This window comes from Microbulbifer sp. CNSA002 (assembly GCF_047324085.1).
Lineage (GTDB): Bacteria > Pseudomonadota > Gammaproteobacteria > Pseudomonadales > Cellvibrionaceae > Microbulbifer.
On sequence record NZ_CP172449.1, the window covers coordinates 3,257,243 to 3,275,246 of the forward strand.

Genomic DNA, 18,004 nt, shown 5'->3' on the forward strand with positions numbered 1-18,004 from the left:
CCGGCATAGCCTTTTAGTCCGGGGGGTAGCTTTAACAAAAATAACTTTGAAAATTTTTTCGGTATTTTAAGATCACCCGATTAATTATTCTTTCACCTGCATATATTTCATAATCAGGGCCGCAGCCTCCTCCACACTATCAACGATATGAAAAAGGTCTAGATCACTGGCATCGATACAATCGCGCTCTAACACTGTATCTACCAACCAATCGTACAGCCCACTCCAGTAACGCTTACCTACCAACACAATTGGGAAACGCCGCACTTTCTGCGTTTGCACCAAGGTAAGAGCTTCAAACAACTCATCCAACGTGCCGTAGCCACCGGGAAGTCCAACGAATCCAAGTGCGTGTTTTACAAACATAAATTTCCGTACAAAAAAGTATCGGAAGTTCAAACTGATGTCCTGATATGGATTTGCCGCCTGTTCAAAAGGCAGCTCTATGTTTAACCCAATTGATGCGCCGGGCTGCCCGAAAGCCCCTCGGTTACAAGCCTCCATCAGCCCCGGCCCACCACCGGTAATCACGGGGATCCCTTCAGCCGCGAGCAACTCTCCCAACTTTACCCCCTGCTGATATTCAGGACTGTCCTCTGTAAATCTCGCCCCTCCAAACACTGTCACTGCACCACCTAACGCTATCAGCCGCTCTATCCCATCTACCAATTCAGACTGAATACGAAGCACTCTCCAGGCTTCCGGCATTTTTGCATCCAACATTATTTTTCCCTCTTTGTCAGTTCCTTCAACGCTTTCTTCTCTCCTTGCTTTCTCCATCAATGTAGCAGCTCACAAAGACTAAAACCTGAGGATTGCGCGAACAATAAATCTGTATATAATTCCAGCAACTGTATATAAATACAGAAAACTAGGTAAATCTATGACCAATCTCACCGCTCGTCAGTCCCAGGTTCTCGACCTGATCAAGTCCTACCTGGATGAAACAGGCTACCCGCCAACGCGGGCAGAAATTGCCCAGGAGCTCGGCTTCCGCTCACCCAATGCCGCCGAGGAACACCTGAAAGCGCTCGCCAGAAAAGGCGCCATTGAGATGGTTGCCGGCGCTTCCCGAGGCATTCGAATTCCGGATCACCAATCCGGCTTGCCGATTGTGGGTAGAGTAGCTGCAGGGAATCCCATACTCGCAAGCGAACATATTGAAGATTATTGCGACTTGCCCGCGAGCTTCTTCCATCCTCCCGCAGATTATTTGTTGAGGGTGCATGGTATGAGTATGCGAGATGCGGGCATTCTCGATGGAGACTTGCTGGCAGTGCAAAAGACCGAGCAGGTGCGCAATGGCCAAATCGTCGTTGCCCGTATCGATGACGAAGTCACTGTGAAACGCTTTCGCCGCAAGGGAAATCAGGCAACCGTTCAGTTGCTACCTGAAAATGATGACTTTGAGTTAATTCAAGTCGATATGAGAGATAAGAACTTTGTGATTGAGGGATTAGCCGTAGGGGTCATTCGCCAAGCGCCTTAAACCCCTAAAAACGACAACAGCGGCCATTGGCCGCTGTTGATAAAACTCAAACTAACGCTGACGTTAGTGGATAGTATGATTTACCGGCATTAAATCATCTTCTTCCTCGAAGTAACCAGCCTCAAGATCGTCTAGATTTTGTACGGCTTCAATGCCCGCTTCCAACATAGCCCTTGCCACAGCAACCTTGTTCTTGCGCAAAAACTGAAGGCTTTCCGCAGAAAAAGAAATGCTCACCAAAGGGTCCTCTTTGTGGCCAGCACGACGCAAGGCTACATCGCCATTAGCCAGCTCAATTATTTCAAAAGTTTCGGAGGACATTCGCTTTTCCTTCACGGCACAACAGTTTGCGCCCAGTGTACCACAGGCTTGCGATAAGTTTCATTCATCCAATTTGAGGGCTTCTGGCTCCTGACTTTCGAGGCAGTCTATTGCCAGTACGCTATATCAAAGAATTACCTAAACCACTCAAGAGATCACAAGAGAAGAGTGAATTGCTTTGCACGTTGCACCGGTTGCGGGTTATGTCGAGTGGGCCACAACTACTCTATTGTGACTCACTCAAAGGACAGCGGAGTTTCCCGCAGAAGTGCGCCTAATATCAACAACCTTCAAAATTCGCAGAAATATTACGAACCTATTCAGAAGTTCACCGAAGTCGAATATGCGTATTAGTTAACACTCATCCAAGTGAGCGCGCTGCCTCACCACCAATTCATTCAGCGAGCGATGCCACTGAAGCAGCAACTCTTTGGACAAAGGTGCAAACTCGGGCTTGGCAACTTCGTTGTGTAGCGGGATTAAATTAACCTGTTGCTGTTTTTCATCAGCACCCACAGATATTTTCTGCTGCTCTTCCCAGGCGTAAAGCATATGGGATAACCAACTCTGCGGGTCGCCGACCAGGCCGGACAGCTCATTGGCCTCTGCACTAGCCCTACCCTGAACGCCCAGCGCATCAATTATCAACTGCGGAGACTCCGGTTCGAACCCCAACTGAAGCTGGGCTGCCTGCTCTGCCAGAAAGGCCCGATAGGCCTTGCACAACTGCATCAACGCTGCCTCTTCCAGCGCATCGCGCTGGAGAGGCAAATCCCACGGCTGTTGCAGCAACAGCTGGCTCTTGCGTAGAGCCGAAGTGACATGAATCGTGTAAGAGTTACTCATTACCTACTTCTTTGCCGCTGTCTTTTTAGCTGCCGGTTTCTTGCGCTTGGCGGCAGTGCTCTTGGTGGAGGCCTCTACTTTCCAACCACCATCACGATAAAAAGCACGCCAACCGGTCGCTTTGCCCTCTTCCTCAGATTGAACATATTGCTCCTGGGTTTTGCGGCTAAATCGAACTACGGTATCCCGCCCACTATCATCTTGCGTCGGTGCAGAGAATAGGAAACTGTACTTTGGATCGATCTCCCTCTGGTGAGGCAGCAGCTCTTTAACCAGGGGCGCACGGGTCTCACGGTTTTTCGGGAACTGGCTGGCAGCCAGGAATAGACCCGAGGCACCATCGCGCAGGATATAGTGATCCTCCACTTTGATACAGGCCAATTCCGGCATGGGAACCGGATCCATTTTCGGTGGCGCCGGCTGCCCATTTTTCAGCAGCTTGCGGGTGTTTTTACAGTCTTCATTGGTACAGCCGAAGTACTTGCCAAAGCGACCAGACTTCAACTGCATATCACTGCCACACTTATCGCACTCAATAATGGGGCCGTCATAGCCTTTAATTTTAAAAGTGCCCTGCTCAATCTCGTAGCCATTGCAATCCGGGTTATTGCCACAGATATGCAATTTACGCTGCTCATCTAACAGGTAGCTATCCATAGCCGTGCCGCACTTGCCGCAGCGGCGCTTCTCCCGCAGCAACCTGGATTCAGCTTCCTCGTCCTTATCCGCATCGACCGCCTCATCACCAGAAACCAGGTTCATGGTATTGGTACAACGCTCTTTTGGCGGCAGTGCATATCCAGAGCACCCCAGGAATACACCGGTGGAGCCAGTGCGGATCTGCATATGGCGGCCACATTTGGTGCACTCGATATCCGTGTCTGTCGGCGTATTGCGACGCATACCTGCATCGGCAGACTGGGCTTTTTCCAGGCGCCCGGAAAAGTCCTGATAAAACTCATCGAGCAGTTGCTTCCAACCCTTATCGCCGTCGGCAACCGCATCCAGGGATTCCTCCAGGTTTGCGGTAAATCCGTAGTCCATCAGGTTCTTGAAACTTTCGCTGAGACGGTCGGTAACAATATCCCCCATTTTCTCAGCGTAAAAACGACGGTTTTCCAGGCGGACATAACCACGATCCTGGATCGTGGAAATAATGGAAGCATAGGTGGAGGGGCGTCCGATACCGCGCTTCTCCAGTTCCTTAACCAGGGCCGCTTCACTAAACCGCGCAGGCGGCTTGGTAAAGTGCTGTTTGGGATCCAGCTGTTGCAGGGATAGCTTTTCGCCTACCTTCACATCTGGAAGCACCAGATCTTCATCTTTTTTGCCGCTCGGTGGCGCAACTTTCAGGAAACCATCGAAACGAATTACTCGACCCCGCGCACGCAATTCAAAGTCACCTGCGCTGACCACGATTGAAGAGGAAGTAAATTGGGCGGGCGTCATCTGACAGGCCACGAACTGCTGCCAAATCAGGTTGTATAACCTCTCCGCATCCCGCTCAACCCCGGACAACATATTTGGGGCGATACGAACATCGGACGGGCGAATCGCTTCGTGCGCCTCTTGAGCGCCCTCTTTACTGCTGTAGCTATTGGAGCTTTCTGGAAGATACTTATCGCCGTAATTCTCGGCAATATAATCCCGTGCAGATTCCACAGCTTCTTTACTGAGGTTGGTGGAATCTGTACGCATGTAGGTGATATGACCGGCTTCATACAAGCGCTGGGCCAGGGTCATGGTCTTCTTCACACTGAAGCCGAGGCGGTTACTGGCCGCCTGCTGCAAAGTGGAAGTAATAAATGGTGCGCTGGGCTTGGAGCTGGTTGGCTTATCGTCACGGGCGGAAACAACAAACTCACTGGACTGAAGCTGCTTGGCAGCACTCATTGCCAGCTCTTCGTTGGTAGGACGGAAAGCCTCACCAGCCTGCTTTTTCACCTCGAGGCGCAGCTTGGAAGCCTTTGCCGTCGCCGTATCGGCAAACAGGGTCCAGTACTCTTCCGGAATAAACGCGCGAATCTCCCGCTCCCGCTCAACTACGAGACGGACCGCAACAGATTGCACACGCCCCGCAGACAAGCCTCTGGCCACTTTTTCCCACAGTAGAGGGGACACCATATAGCCAACGATTCGATCGAGGAAACGGCGCGCTTGCTGGGCGTTTACCCGATTAATATTCAGACGGCCGGGATCTTTAAAGGCCTCCTGAATCGCAGACTTGGTAATTTCATTAAACACTACTCGGCGGTAGCGATCGTTATCGCCACCAATTGCTTCACGCAAATGCCAGGCAATTGCCTCTCCCTCGCGATCCAAGTCCGTTGCGAGATAGATATGATCGGCGCCTTCGGCGAGTTTTTGTAACTCACTCACCACTTTCTCTTTACCCGGCAGTATCTCGTAGTGGGCTTGCCACTCGTGATCCGGGTCTATCCCCATACGCTTAATCAGCTGATCGCGGTTTTTCTTCCGCTTGTAAGCCTCTTTCGCCTCGGGGGAAAGCTTGCGTGTTTCCGCTGCACGACGGGCGCGCTCCTTTGCGTCAACCGGCTGTTTATTGCCCCCACCTGTGGGCAAATCGCGAATATGGCCGACACTGGACTTCACAACAAAGTCCTTGCCGAGATATTTATTGATGGTTTTCGCTTTGGCCGGTGATTCGACGATGACCAGTGATTTACCCATAAGCCTTTGATTTCAAATGAAAATTTACTGCTATTGCAAGTCTTTCAAGCCCTCTTATCGGGCTTGTGCTGCGCGAATATATAAGCCTCACTTCAAGCGCGGTCAAGCAAAGCTGACAATTTTCCACTCACAGTCACCAAATTTGGCACTGGGCAGTCCGCCTAAATGCGACTCAGTAGACGCTCTTTTACACCGCTAATACGGCAATCAGGACAGCCCCTCAGTCGCCGCGCGCGAACTCACTTTTCGAATAGCTTCTTCTATTAAGGGGGTGTACTCATCAAGCGACGCCATCAGTTTCTGGAAGGCTTGATTGCCTCCTGACTCCGGCCACTGAATACCGAGACCCACTGGTGTTGCAGTAATCGCACAGGCATCCCGAGGGATTTTTCCCAGTAGCTCGCGCAAATATTTCCATGCCCCTTGCGGAGCTGGCTGGCCATCAGCCCAATCCCAAACACCGGAAAAATTGAGTTCGTGCTCAATCCGTTGCTTATCCAAAACCCACCCCACACTCAGGCCTTTGCGGTTCTGCCAGCGGTGATAATAGACAGCCGCAGTCCCATCACCCAAAGCCGCAGGCAACGCTTGGATTTGCACGGTAATGCCAGCCTGGGCCGCCCGGCTACGCAAATCTGCAAGACGGCTGTCACGGGCATTGGGCTTTAGCCACATCACCGGCCCCAGCACCAAAGCGATGGCAAATCCGACGATAATCACCGGCAACCAATCAGACATAACCACTCCTCATCAGTGGAAAAAAGTGACTATTGTGCGGTGTTCCGCGTGATCTATGTCAATCGGTTTTTTTTGCGGTAGACTCAAAATAGGTGTCACAAGGGTGTTTTTCACAGTCAATAAAAGGGATAGGAGCAGGTAAATTATGGCGAAATACCGACACATCCTCGTGGGCTTGGACCTGTCAAAAGAATCTTCCCAGGTGCTTGATAGGGCCGCTGATATGGCTGAAGCATTTGGTGCGGAGTTAAGCTTACTTCACGCCATTGAGCCCCTGACTTTTGCCTATGGCGGCGACATCCCAATGGACCTCTCCGAGGTACAGGACCAACTACAATCCCAGGCCAAGGAGCAATTGCAAAAAGCCGCCGATCGGCTGGATATCCCCGCAGATCGCCAGCACGTAATACTCGGCCAGCCATCTACTGAGATTCATCGCTTAGCCAAAGATATCGAAGCTGACTTAATCATTATTGGCAGCCACGGTCGTCACGGCTTAGCACTACTACTCGGCTCTACCGCCAACGGCGTTCTCCATGGCGCCAAATGCGATGTTCTGGCGATTCGGGTACATATGGAAGACGAATAATCCTTCAAAATTGGGGAGGGGGAAGCAGCAATAATTGCAGCTTCCCCTTCAACTTAGTCGTCTCCCCCCTCCAGCTCTGACCAGCGTTCAAATGCCTCTTCGAGCTGGGCTTGTCTTTCCGTCAGGGTGTTCAGCTTAGCCTGCACCAACGCCTGCTCCTGCTGATAAAAACTGGGGTCGGCAACCTCTTGCTCAATACCCCCTATCTCTTCTTCCAAAGACTCAATCAAGGCGGGCAGGCTATCCAGCTCTCTTTGAAGCTTATAGCTCAGTTTCTTTTTCTTCGCCGGAGCCGCCTCCTGGGACTGGGGCTTTTCCTTTGGTTTACTAGCAGCTGGCTTAACTTCTTTCAGCTCAGCGACAAAGCTGCCACCTTGGCGCACAAAATCTCCATAACCACCCACGTATTCACGGATGCGGCCATCCCCCTCAAATGCGAGGCATGAGCCCACCACATTATCCAGGAAAGCACGGTCATGGCTCACCAGCAGAACCGTTCCGCCAAAGTCCAGGAGTAACTGTTCAAGCAGCTCCAGGGTTTCTACATCCAGGTCATTGGTGGGCTCGTCGAGCACCAAAATATTGGCGGGCTGGCTAAACAATTTTGCCAGCAAGGCGCGATTTCGCTCTCCACCACTCAAGGCGCTGACTTTAGTACGGGCTTTAACACCACTAAAAAGAAAATCGGCCAAATAAGACATTACATGGCGGCTTTTACCACCAATAGTCACTGAGTCGCGCCCTTCGGCAACATTATCGAGCACAGTCAAATCGGGATTCAGCTGATCCCGGCGCTGATCGAAATAGGCCACTTGCTGCTTGGTACCCAGGCGCACACTCCCCCCCTGGGACTTTAGCTCTCCCAGCAGCAATTTGATCAGGGTACTTTTGCCGACACCATTGGGGCCTATTAGGCCAACGCGGTCTCCGCGCATCAGCGTGAATGATAAATCCCTAATCAACGGTTGCTCATCGGGATACGCAAAAGTGACGCCCTTCAACTCAGCAACCAATTTGCCGGACATCTCACCGCTATCCAGTGCCATCTTGGCTATACCCTGCTGGGACCGGCGCGCTTCCCTTTGGCGACGCAGTGCTTGAAGCGCTCTTACCCGTCCCTCATTACGGGTTCGGCGAGCCTTGATGCCCTGGCGAATCCAGGCCTCTTCCTGTGCCAACTTCTTGTCGAAAAGAGCTTCATTTTTTGCCTCTTCTTCAAGAAGCTTCTCTTTTTCTTCCTGGTAACGGTCGAACTTGCAGCGAAATGTCCGCAGGTGTCCACGATCCAAATCCCATACGCTGGTGGCCAAACGTTGTGCCAATGCACGATCATGGCTCACAAACAAAAGAGCGCCACGATAGCTGGCGAGGAAATTCTCAAGCCATTCGACTGCAGCAATATCCAGGTGGTTGGTTGGCTCATCCAGTATCAGCAGATCAGGCTCCACCACCAAAGCGCGAGCCAGAGCAGCACGGCGCTGCCAGCCACCGGAAAGGTCGGCAACCTTTTCGTCTGCATCGAGCCCCAAACGATCTAATACACTGTCCACTTTCGGCAGCAGCTCCCAACCGTGAGCCGCTTCGATTTTGGCTTGTAGCTCTGCTGTGGGGGAGTCCCTGTACGCCGACAAAACAGCGCCTATTTCGCCCAAACCCATAGCCACATATCCGTAGACAGAATCGGGGCAATCGGCAGGTAACTCCTGCTCCAAAACCGCTTGAACCATACCGCTGGCACGAACAATCTCGCCGCTATCCGCGTCAACTTGCCCCGCTATCAAGCGCAACAGGCTGGATTTCCCCTCCCCATTACGCCCCACAAGGCATATACGATCTCCACGCTCAACTTTTGCGCTGACATTGTCTGCCAGTACCTGGGTCCCGTAACGAAGACTGACCCCATCCAATAGAAGCAACATAAATAGGCACTACAATTATCAAACCCGAACCTCAATCCCGCTGATGAAAGAAGCGAAGTCGGCTCTTTCGGGTTCTGTGAAAAATCAGCTATTTTACGCGTTTTTACCGTATAGTCAGTCATAGCTGGAAACACACGTCCAACTGAGGTAATTGAGATGTCAGCTGACGCAAAAGGAATCGCGCTTCTTTCTGCCCTAATCATCACCTGTCTCTGCACAGCCGTGCCCACTAATGCACAATCTGTTCAGTCAACCGCTATCGCACCGGAAGTATCCGAAGATAATCGTGCGGCGCAGAGAGAAAAGCTGCGCCAGGCCCGGCAGGCGATAAAATACAAGGATCGACGGCAACTTCGAGCACTTAAAGCTGAGCTCAAAGATTATCCCCTCGCTGCTTATATTGACTATTGGGCGCTCAGTGAAAAACTGCACCAACTGCCCTTAAAAGAAGTTGATCAATTCCTGGAGAGCAACAGAGGCACGGCTATTGGCGACTGGATGATGGTCAGGTTGTTGCGCCAACTCGGTAGTCAAAAAAAGTTCTCGACTTACCTGCGCTATTACCAACCTTCGCAACACAGTCGCACCTCCCTCCACTGCTATTACGCCGATGCCCTATCGCGCCGAGACGGCTATCAGGCAGAAACACAGCAGTTGATATCAGAACTCTGGCTTGTTGGGCGGTCCCAAGTCGAGGAGTGCGACCCCGTTTTTGCCCGCTGGATGAAAAACGGCGGCTTGACGCAGGAACTCGCTTGGAAGCGGCACCTGCTGGCAGTCGAAGAAGGCAATCTCGATTTGGCACGTTATATCGCCAAAAAAATGACGCCAGCACAAGCAGAGAAAGCCAAACTTTTACGCTCGGTCCATCGCAACCCACAGAAGCTTCTCACTGACACCAAGTTCGCCTACAACCCACTGGAATATCGCGATATCGTGTTGCACGGATTGCACCAATTGGCGAAAAAAGACGCGATCAAAGCTGAAACTGCGTGGCACCGCTATCAGGCCAGCTACTTGTTTTCCGATGCCCAACAAGAAGCCATGTTCAAGCACTTGGCGCGTCAATTTGCTCGCCAGGATAATATGCAGCGCTTGCAACAGCTGGTTGAACATCACACAGTGACCGATGGCCGTACCATCGAGTGGCTAGCCAGACAATCCCTACGTGAATTAAATTGGCAACAGGTCGCGTTCTGGATTGACCGCCTGCCAGAGGAGAAACAACAACTCGACCGGTGGATATATTGGAAAGCCCGCTCACTGGAAGAACTTTATGGCACAGAAAGTTCCGAAGCTTCCTCCCACCTTTACCGCAAAGCCGCCCGCAATCGCAGTTACTACGGTTTCCTTGCCGCTGATACCTTGGGGCAACAGTACAGCTTTGAGCACCGGCCGGCACCAATCACCCCCATTCAAGTGCAGGAGATGGCAAAGCGCCCCGAACTGCTGAGGGCCCGAGAATTACAAGCGATAGGCGAACTCTTCCATGCCCGAAGGGAATGGAGCTATGCCACAAGAGCTATGGACCACCAGGAATTACTTGCGGCTGGCAAAGTAGCTAGCGCCTGGGGTTGGTACCATAAATCAATCCAGTCAGTGCTTGCGGCTGACTACCTCGACGACTTGGAGCTGCGATTCCCACTCGCTTTTTCCGATATTGTTCACGATGTGAGCAAACAGGTTGGTGCCCAGAGCTCGGCACTAGAGCCATATCTGATTTACGCTGTGGCACGACAAGAGAGCCACTTTAGCCACGATGCAAAATCCAGCTCCGGGGCCCTGGGACTTATGCAATTGCTCCCATCCACGGCAAAAGCTACTGCACGCAGAGCGGGGGTGCGCTATCGACGCAGCTGGGACCTTTTGAGCCCCAATACTAACATTGCGCTGGGCAGCTTTTACTTAAGTAGCTTACTTAACCGCTTTGACAATAACCGCTTTCTGGCAGCCGCCGCCTATAATGCCGGGCCAACCCGCGTAGCGGGATGGCTAAAAGAGACCCGAAAACAGCTGCCCTATGATGTGTGGATTGAAACCATTCCATTCCGGGAAACGCGTAATTATGTGCAAAATGTACTCGCCTATTCTGTAATTTACGCCTACCGAAGCGGCACCAAGCTGCAACTATTAAGGGAGAGTGAAGCTGCGAGCCGGCTGTAATTTAAAGCCTCTCCTTCAGCCAATCTTGCAATTGGACCTGGTCAAACGGCCAACCGCAAACATCGTCGGGGTCTCCAAGGCCAACCACCGGAATGCGGATAGAAAAGCGCTCCATTAACGCTTCATCCTCGGCGATATCCACCTCGCGAAGACGCAAGTTGAATTTTTCCAGGGCAGGCCAAATTTCAATTTTGGCTTTTTCGCACAGGCCGCAACCCAAAGTGGTGTAGAGCAAAAGCTCTTTTATATCGCTCATCCAAAAACCCCCTGGCTGCTGCCCCAGAGATATCCCGCAACACTTAGCGCAAGCCCCACTATTAAAAGCCACGTTTTACTTTTAGCCTTTGGCTTATCGACTTCCTCAGGTACCTCCTCGGACAAACTGGGTTGCACTGCGTAGGGGACTGTATCGGCTTCTCCAGAGACAGAGGTAGAACTGGGCAATTCGAACTCCGGCAAAGCCGGGCGTACAGCCGTGCGGTTGTTATCGTCAGCTGGGCCGACAATTGAAAAACTTAAAGTGTCGAGCCGGAGCTCATCTCCCCTGCGCACCCGACTCTCACTAACCTTTCTATTATTGACAAAAGTCCCATTTGCCGAACCTAAGTCAATAACGAACAGTAAGCCCTCCCTTACTTCGAGACGAGCGTGCCTACGCGAAAGATGAGAAAGCGAAAAAGTTATGTCACACTCATCGGAGCGCCCAATTACCGCACTCTCTTTCACAGGGAACACCTTTCCTGCAATAGCCCGGTGATTGGCTCTTAGCGCCCAGGCAACGCCCTGATTCGAAGCAGCCTTAGGGGGGCCAGACTTAAGCTTAGTTACCTTAGGGTCGATTACCTGGAGTAAACGGCTGCCCACTTTGACCTGATCGTTTATTTTTAACTGGCACGGCGTACCAGTTGGCTGACCATTAAGCAAGACACGGGCCGCGCCCGACAAATTGTGCAAAGTCAGAACATCGCCATTAACCGCAATTTTAAGGTGCGACTTCGCTACGGAATCATCGGCAATACACAAGTCACTACTCTGCGCCCGCCCCACAGTTACTCCCGGCGATACCAGCCATACGCTCTGGCTGAGATCATTGACATCACAAAGTTTGAGCATCGAAATCGCTCCTAAAGCCAAAATGGCCGTGTGAAATTGGCCAATTATTGAAGACAGTGAGCTTAACTAATGTTAAAAAGCAGCCGAAACACTCACTTTTATTGATAAAGTTGAGTTTATCATGGGCGATATCATTAGCGTGTGATTCGGTTTGCAGCTTAAAATGGCCCAAAGGTCTAGTATTTAACAGATTCAGCGATGACCTACAAAGTGATCGGCAACTTGAATAAGCCGAGAGCACAACAGGGAAGAGGCGTGTGATTACCGGAGGGTTATCACCGTTAGAAAGATTAAATAAATTACAGGTAGTTGCACGCCAGTGAGTGAAGCCAAAGTACGCGAAGTATCACGGCACAGCGGGATAGTTCAGCAAAGCAAAGACGCTACACGCAGTGCCGGCGCAACCCATACCGGCTATAAGCGTGAACAGAACGAAGATGCCTATTGGGCTGCGGAAGACAAAGGTATCTGGGTTGTAGCCGATGGCCTTGGCGGTCACCACGCTGGTGAACTCGCGAGCAAAACTGTTGTTGAAGAAATCCAAAAGTCAGCGGAAACTGACAAGCACTACGAGCGTGCCTTGCAAAAAGCGCACGCCCTTTTACTGGGCGATGAACAAACCACAGCCAATATGGGCTCTACTGCGGTCGTTGTTGCTGAAGAGGGTGACTACTTTCATATCTACTGGGTTGGAGACAGCCGCGCTTACCTCTGGGCTCCCGAAGGCACAACAGGGAAGCTCACCCAACTAACCAGCGACCACTCCTACGTACAGATGTTGATGGATTCAGGCGCTATCAACTCCGAAGAAGCCGCAATTCACCCCAACCGGCATGTAATTACCCGATGTATCGGCGGTAGTACCAACCCCAAACTCGAAGTGGACCGAGTCTCCTATCGCTGGGCAGCAGGACAGAGACTACTCATCTGCAGCGATGGACTTAGTTCGGAAGTACCAGCAAATTCAATCAGCCAGATATTGACAGAAAACAGTGATACACACAGAGCAACAGAACTTCTAATCGCTGCAGCATTGGATGCAGGAGGCAAAGATAACGTCACTGTTCAGGTCATAGATGCCCCATCCACAGCGCAACCTTCTTCTACCGCATCCCTCAACCCAATTAGCGAGCCCACCCTGCCCGGCTCCACACTCAGAAAGTATCGCCCCTTCATTCTCCTCTTCACAGTCGCCTTAGCCACCGCAGTTGCCTACGGACTTTCAACTCTGCTTTAAGATAGGGAAAGCACTTCATGGAAGTCGTCAATAGCGGCACCTCTTCACTGCAGATACCGGGCTACCGCATCCTCAAGAAGATCAATCAGGGGGGAATGTCCTCAGTCTACCTGGCTATACAGCGCAGTGTGGGCCGGCAGGTGGCACTAAAAGTTATGTCGCCAGTATTGAACGCTGATCCAATATTCAGTGAGCGGTTCCAGCGGGAAGCAAATATCGTTGGGCAGCTGTCACACCCAAATATCGTCGGTATTCACGATATTGGCCGCTACCGCAGCCTGAACTATATCGCCATGGACTACATGCCTGGGGGCTCGGTCGCAGAGCGTTTAAGCAAAGGTGGGCTTGAGCCTCTTGAGGCGCTTAATGTTGTGCGCCAGATAGCCATGGCCCTAGACCACTCCCACAGCAAGGGCTATGTACACCGAGACCTGAAACCGGAGAATATCCTGTTTCGCGAAGACGGATCGGCCGTACTCAGTGATTTTGGGGTTGCCCGGGCTATCGCGAGAACCACCCGTATGACTAACAGCGGGATGGTTGTGGGAACCCCTCACTATATGAGCCCGGAACAAGCTCGCGGAGCAGCGGTTGACGGTCGTGCCGACCTGTATAGCCTGGGAGTTGTTTTCTATGAAATGCTCACAGGAGCCGTGCCCTATCAGGCAGACGAAGCCGTCGCCATTGCAATAAAGCACCTCACCGACCCAATACCGCGATTGCCAGCCCGATACGCACTTTATCAGCCTCTACTTGATCACTTCCTGGCCAAAGATCCGGATAAGCGATTTCAACGCGGCCTGGATATCGCCGATGCCGCAGATGATTTGGTTGCAGCCCTCGCCGGAAAGCCGGCCAACCAAATCAGCCAGCTCAACAATTCAACTTTAAAAACTTCCAGCTTGGCAAAAGCACTTGTACTGACCATTTACGGCAGTGTGGCAGACCAACTCGGGAGAGTTGCTTCCAGTTGGAAACGGAAGGAAACGCCCGAGAAGCCAGAGCGTAAGGAGCAGGATACTGTTGTACGCCTGCGGCAGTTCCTCGCTGAGCCAACAAAACACAAGCGCTCCTGGCTTATGAGCAGCTTTATCGCTGTTGGCCTTACCTCAACCTGGGGCCTGTATAGCATCGTTGATCACAAGGCCGGCTGGCAACTTGGACTACCTATATTGGACGGCGCTGCCGATTTTACAGCTGCCACCCTACTAGGTACCGCGGAGCAGCCTGCCAATATTGCTCCAAATTCAAATACAGAGTCTGCGCCAACTGAATCAGCAGCAGATGCCCTAGACTCACAGGTACAAGTTACCCAGCTAAATCTACCTTCCTCGCTCAATGCAGATGCACAACTACCCCTCAGTGGTAATCAGGCACTGATTGCCAGGAGTAATATTGAGCCCCCAAAAGTTCTCACGCCTGAGCCTGCAGAGCCAAGAGCAGAGAACCAACCCAAGCTGTACAGCCTAACGATTAACACAAAGCCGTCTGATGCCCGTGTGCGGATAATGAACATAGCCCCCCGCTACCAGCCGGGGCTTGAATTGAGCCCAGGCAAATATGATGTGGAAGTGAGTAAACGGGGCTTCAGTAAAGTTCGCCAGTGGGTCTTGCTGGAAGAACAAAACCTCGAAGTGGCGATCGAGCTGGAACCTGCCTACTTTATCGGCAAGCGATTTCAATCTGAATTATCCTCTGGTGGCTTGGGCCCGAAAATGGTCGCAGTGGGAGCAGGCAGCTTTACCATGGGCAATAACCAGCGGCGATTGGCCAGCCCTGCGCACAGGGTAAATGTAGAGCAGGACTTTGCTATATCCATCTATGAGGTCACCTTTGCCGAATACGATCGTTTCGCCGAGGCCACCGGCAGTGCTAAACCCAGCGATGCAGGCTGGGGGCGCGGCGATAGACCGGTAATTAATGTGACCTGGCGGGACGCACAAAGGTATGTGAAGTGGCTGTCAAAGGAGTCTGGTAAGCAGTATCGGCTGGCCAGTGAAGCCGAGTGGGAGTACGCAGCCCGGGGAGGTAGTTCCCACCAATACTGGTGGGCTTCCAGCGACGTCCGGGGAAAAGCGAATTGCCGCAGGGGTTGCTCTAGCGAATTTACAAAGCTGTTCAGTATCAGTACAGCTCCCGTAGGGCATTACCAGGCGAATCCTTTTGGCCTTTTTGACACTGCAGGGAACGTGGCTGAGTGGGTGGAAGACTGCTACCAAGCTGGATACAACCCAACAAAAACTACTTCAGCGCCTATAAAGATTAACGGCTGCCAACTTCATTCTGTAAGGGGCGGCTCAATGCGTGATACCTCTAGTAAGATTTCTTCTGACTACCGAAAAGGCCTCAATGAAACCGCGCGCTCAAAGGATGTGGGGATACGGGTTGTAATGGATCTGAATGAATAGATCCGAGCTCACAGCGAATCGGGTTTCTGTGGTTGTACCGTCAACTTTCGCTATCTTTTTATTTATGCAAAGTTCTAGCTGAAAGCCGCTGGCCCAAATTAACCTAGAATTGAATTACAAGTAAATTGACACTGGACGGCGATTTACCTCCAGCTTGTAAAATCCCTCAATTTCAATGGTCAAAACCTATTAGACCTTAGGTATCTTAGGCCGGCTATTAAATCAAGCCGGCCATAAATCACTAAAGCGTTAGTACCACCCTACTTCAGCCGGAGCTCCCAAACATTGTGAATTTTTGGGTTGCGCTGAAAGTCCTTATCCAAAAGGTTCAGCTTCTCTACCGAATATTCACTGGAAACGTCCTCGTCCATCTTAAAGCTGCGCAAGTTGTTGGAAAACACCAAGCGACCTTGAGGCGACAACAGGGACATACACTGACGAATCAATTTCCCGTGGTCCCTCTGAATATCTAATACCCCGCTCATCTTCGCGGAATTGGAGAAACTCGGGGGGTCCATGAATATTAAATCGTAATGGCCTTTCCTGTTCTGTTGAGCAGATTCAAGCCACTGTAAACAATCGGCCTCGACCAACTGATGGCGATAAGGATCCATGTTATTAGCACGGAAATTTTGTCCCGCCCAGTTTTGATAGGTTCGCGACATATCGACACTAGTGCTTTGCTTGCAACCACCCAGAGCCGCTTGGACCGTCGCACTGGCTGTATAGCAGAAAAGGTTTAGGAATGTTTTACCGGCAGAAATCTCTCGTAGATATTTGCGCACCGGGCGATGATCGAGGAAAAGCCCTGTATCCAGGTAGCTCCACAGATCTACCGCCAACTCAGCACCATACTCCCCAACCCAGAGCTCCTTTCTGGATTCCGTCTGCTTCTGGTACTGACTGCCACCCTTACCTCCGCCCTTGTGGCTGTGGCGACGGCGTTCTTTAATACTGATATTCGCGCGAGGCAATTCGAGCACGGACTGAAGGGCCCTTAACAAATCGCGCAAGCGCCCCCGAGCCTTCTCTTCCTCGATAGTGGCCGGCGGACGATACTCCTGCAAATGCGCGTACACGGCGCCATCTAGGGTTTTATAGATATCGATCGCCGCAGCATACTCAGGCAAGTCCGCATCGTAGAGGCGGTAACAATCCACGCCACTCCTCGCGGCCCATTTACCCGTAGTGCGCAGATTTTTGCGCAAGCGATTTGCTACCATCTCCGCCTGGGGTGACAACTTCGGCCCAGCAGCTTCACTCGCCGCCGCCCCACTTTGCGCACGAACCTCAAACATCAGCAACTGACTGGGGATACTGCCATTGTATAGCTGGTACTGCTTGTGAGAGCGTAAACCGGTGGCATAACCCAGTTCCGGATTGCCGGTAAACACACCGACCAACCAGCCCGGGAACTCCGCCTTTAACTGCCGCCCCAGTTCAAAATAGGTCTCCCGCAGAGCTTCCTGCTCACCCAAGCGCTCACCGTAGGGCGGGTTTGTCAAAACCAATCCCGCTTTGACTTCTCTATGGCTCGGTACCCTAAACCCTGCTACTGGGCGGCAACTCACTCGCACCTGGCGCTCCAGACCGGCCCGGGCAATATTAGCCTCAGCCGCAAACAAGACTTTCGCATCGGCATCGTAACCGCGAATCTCTGGCAGTTCGCGCGCCAGGCCAACGCCTTGACGCTGCAATGCCTCTTCGCGAAGCTCGTTCCAAATATCGCTTTGATGGTTCAGCCAGCGCTCAAAACCAAAGCTATCCCGCATTAATCCCGGTGCCATATCCGCAGCGATCATCGCCGCCTCCACCAGAATAGTGCCCGAGCCACACATCGGGTCGAGCAAGGCTCCACCCTGCTCAGCAATCTTTGGCCAGCCGGCTCGCAGCAACAGTGCTGCCGCAAGGTTCTCTTTCAGTGGGGCTGCACCGATATGGGTTCGGTAGCCACGGCGATGCAAGCTGTCACCGCTTAGATCGATGGCGATATCCAACTTATCCCGATGCAAGCGCAGGGCAACCGTCAAATCTGGATGATGTTTATCAATACTTGGACGGGCTCCCGACTGGCGGCGAAGGCGGTCGACAATGGCATCTTTTGCTTTTTGAGCACCGAACTGACTATTGCGGATCTCTCGATTGGTCCCAGAGAATTGCATCCACAGTTTGCCCGAGGGGCGAATGTGGAGTTCCCAGGGTTGCTCGGCAACTGCTTGGTAGAGGTCTTCAGCGGTGGCTACATGCACCTGCGCCAAACGCAACATAATGCGGTTTGCCAAGCGACTCCACAGACAGCAGCGGTAAGCCAGCTTCAGGGAGCCGGAAAAATACACTGCCGCCGGCTGCTCCCTTACAGACCCTGCACCCAGGTCGCGTAATTCATTAGCGAGCAGTCCCTCTATTCCCTTGGGACACGTAGCCGTAAACTCAAATTCTTCAGTTTGTAAATCTGTCAAAATACTTACTCATTAAGCTCCTCCTGTGGAG

At 52.0% G+C, this 18,004-nt stretch carries 14 protein-coding genes; 5 read left to right on the forward strand and 9 right to left on the reverse strand.

Going from position 1 to position 18,004, the window contains the following annotated elements; all coding sequences use genetic code 11:
- Positions 1-84: 84 nt before the first annotated feature.
- Complete coding sequence (locus ACG1BZ_RS14480) at positions 85-723, reverse strand: TIGR00730 family Rossman fold protein (protein WP_282932322.1); 639 nt, start codon at positions 721-723, stop codon at positions 85-87.
- Positions 724-883: 160 nt separating this feature from the next.
- Between ACG1BZ_RS14480 and lexA the strand changes: the two genes are divergently transcribed.
- Entirely contained in the window at positions 884-1,489 is a 606-nt protein-coding gene (gene lexA / locus ACG1BZ_RS14485; protein ID WP_413662434.1) for a transcriptional repressor LexA, read from the forward strand.
- A gap of 63 nt (positions 1,490-1,552) precedes the next feature.
- Here the strand turns inward: lexA and ACG1BZ_RS14490 are convergent, their stop codons facing one another.
- The 4 genes from ACG1BZ_RS14490 to ACG1BZ_RS14505 all read right to left on the reverse strand — a co-directional run bounded on the left by ACG1BZ_RS14490 (position 1,553) and on the right by ACG1BZ_RS14505 (position 6,085).
- Complete coding sequence (locus tag ACG1BZ_RS14490) at positions 1,553-1,810, reverse strand: hypothetical protein (RefSeq protein ID WP_282932320.1); 258 nt, start codon at positions 1,808-1,810, stop codon at positions 1,553-1,555.
- Positions 1,811-2,164: 354 nt separating this feature from the next.
- On the reverse strand, positions 2,165-2,656 hold the full coding sequence (locus ACG1BZ_RS14495; RefSeq protein ID WP_282932319.1) for a DUF6586 family protein: 492 nt from the start codon (positions 2,654-2,656) through the stop codon (positions 2,165-2,167).
- A 3-nt stretch (positions 2,657-2,659) separates the two neighbouring features.
- Positions 2,660-5,347: a type I DNA topoisomerase gene (gene topA / locus ACG1BZ_RS14500; protein WP_413662435.1), complete on the reverse strand. Its 2,688-nt coding sequence runs from the start codon at positions 5,345-5,347 to the stop codon at positions 2,660-2,662.
- 207 nt (positions 5,348-5,554) lie between these two features.
- Positions 5,555-6,085 (reverse strand): hypothetical protein, encoded by a 531-nt coding sequence (locus ACG1BZ_RS14505; protein WP_413662436.1) that lies wholly within the window; start codon positions 6,083-6,085, stop codon positions 5,555-5,557.
- A gap of 145 nt (positions 6,086-6,230) precedes the next feature.
- Between ACG1BZ_RS14505 and ACG1BZ_RS14510 the strand changes: the two genes are divergently transcribed.
- Positions 6,231-6,674 (forward strand): universal stress protein, encoded by a 444-nt coding sequence (locus tag ACG1BZ_RS14510; protein WP_282932316.1) that lies wholly within the window; start codon positions 6,231-6,233, stop codon positions 6,672-6,674.
- 53 nt (positions 6,675-6,727) lie between these two features.
- On the opposite strand, the gene ACG1BZ_RS14515 is transcribed toward ACG1BZ_RS14510, so the two are convergent.
- The gene (locus ACG1BZ_RS14515) at positions 6,728-8,593 is read right to left on the reverse strand and encodes an ATP-binding cassette domain-containing protein (protein ID WP_413662437.1); all 1,866 of its coding nucleotides are present in this window, start codon (positions 8,591-8,593) and stop codon (positions 6,728-6,730) included.
- A gap of 156 nt (positions 8,594-8,749) precedes the next feature.
- On the opposite strand from ACG1BZ_RS14515, the gene ACG1BZ_RS14520 reads away from it, so the two are divergent.
- Positions 8,750-10,756: a transglycosylase SLT domain-containing protein gene (locus ACG1BZ_RS14520; RefSeq protein WP_413662438.1), complete on the forward strand. Its 2,007-nt coding sequence runs from the start codon at positions 8,750-8,752 to the stop codon at positions 10,754-10,756.
- Position 10,757: 1 nt separating this feature from the next.
- Here ACG1BZ_RS14520 and ACG1BZ_RS14525 read toward each other — a convergent pair whose 3' ends face one another.
- Positions 10,758-11,012, reverse strand: coding sequence for a glutaredoxin family protein (locus ACG1BZ_RS14525; RefSeq protein WP_413662439.1), 255 nt, complete (start codon positions 11,010-11,012; stop codon positions 10,758-10,760).
- Complete coding sequence (locus ACG1BZ_RS14530) at positions 11,009-11,869, reverse strand: FHA domain-containing protein (protein ID WP_413662440.1); 861 nt, start codon at positions 11,867-11,869, stop codon at positions 11,009-11,011. The genes ACG1BZ_RS14525 and ACG1BZ_RS14530 overlap by 4 nt, the downstream gene beginning before the upstream one ends.
- 319 nt (positions 11,870-12,188) lie before the next feature.
- Here ACG1BZ_RS14530 and ACG1BZ_RS14535 point away from each other — a divergent pair, with 319 nt between their 5' ends.
- The gene (locus tag ACG1BZ_RS14535; RefSeq protein WP_413662441.1) at positions 12,189-13,106 is read left to right on the forward strand and encodes a PP2C family protein-serine/threonine phosphatase; all 918 of its coding nucleotides are present in this window, start codon (positions 12,189-12,191) and stop codon (positions 13,104-13,106) included.
- 17 nt (positions 13,107-13,123) lie between these two features.
- A complete protein-coding gene (locus ACG1BZ_RS14540) occupies positions 13,124-15,514 on the forward strand; it encodes a bifunctional serine/threonine-protein kinase/formylglycine-generating enzyme family protein (protein WP_413662442.1) in 2,391 nt (796 codons plus the stop codon).
- Between the two features lie 260 nt (positions 15,515-15,774).
- Here ACG1BZ_RS14540 and rlmKL read toward each other — a convergent pair whose 3' ends face one another.
- On the reverse strand, positions 15,775-17,973 hold the full coding sequence (gene rlmKL, locus ACG1BZ_RS14545; protein WP_413662443.1) for a bifunctional 23S rRNA (guanine(2069)-N(7))-methyltransferase RlmK/23S rRNA (guanine(2445)-N(2))-methyltransferase RlmL: 2,199 nt from the start codon (positions 17,971-17,973) through the stop codon (positions 15,775-15,777).
- Between the last annotated feature and the right edge of the window lie 31 nt (positions 17,974-18,004).